This is a genomic window from Oleiphilus sp. HI0125, assembly GCF_001635355.1.
Genome location: NZ_LWGF01000064.1, coordinates 1 through 576, shown reverse-complemented (window position 1 = coordinate 576; position 576 = coordinate 1). Strand labels below are relative to the sequence as shown.

Annotated in this window: 1 pseudogene; it reads right to left on the bottom strand. The window is 42.9% G+C overall.

The window, feature by feature from the left end:
* Positions 1–88 precede the first annotated feature (88 nt).
* Positions 89–576: pseudogene (locus A3762_RS01080) on the bottom strand (AAA family ATPase); the annotation flags it as partial.

The following is a 576-nucleotide window of genomic DNA, read 5'->3' as shown; positions in this document are numbered from 1 at the left end:
AGCCTTTTTATCAAGGCATATAGTAGCTAGAAAACAACAAGGAGACCAACGCTCCAGATTAAACCTAAATTAACTGTTGGATAGCCTTTTAAGCGTCGACTAACTGAGCAGCCGCATCAATATCCACGGACACCAATCGAGAGACTCCAGGCTCGTGCATAGTAACCCCCATAAGCTGGTCAGCCATCTCCATAGAAACCTTATTATGCGATATATATATGAACTGAACGGTATCGGACATTTCTTTGACAAGTCGAGCAAAACGCCCAACATTCGCATCATCTAAAGGCGCATCTACTTCATCCAACATACAGAATGGCGCCGGATTAAGTTTGAAAATAGAAAAAATCAATGCAAGGGCTGTCAAAGCTTTCTCACCGCCAGAAAGGAGATGTATCGTTGAATTATTTTTTCCTGGAGGCCTAGCAATAATACTCACCCCTGTCTCAAGCAAATCCGAATCGGTCAGCTCAAGTTTGGCGCTGCCACCCCCAAATATCTTTGGAAACAAATTCTGCAAACCTGCATTGACGCGATCATAAGTTTCCTTAAACCTATGCCTTGTTTCTTTATCGA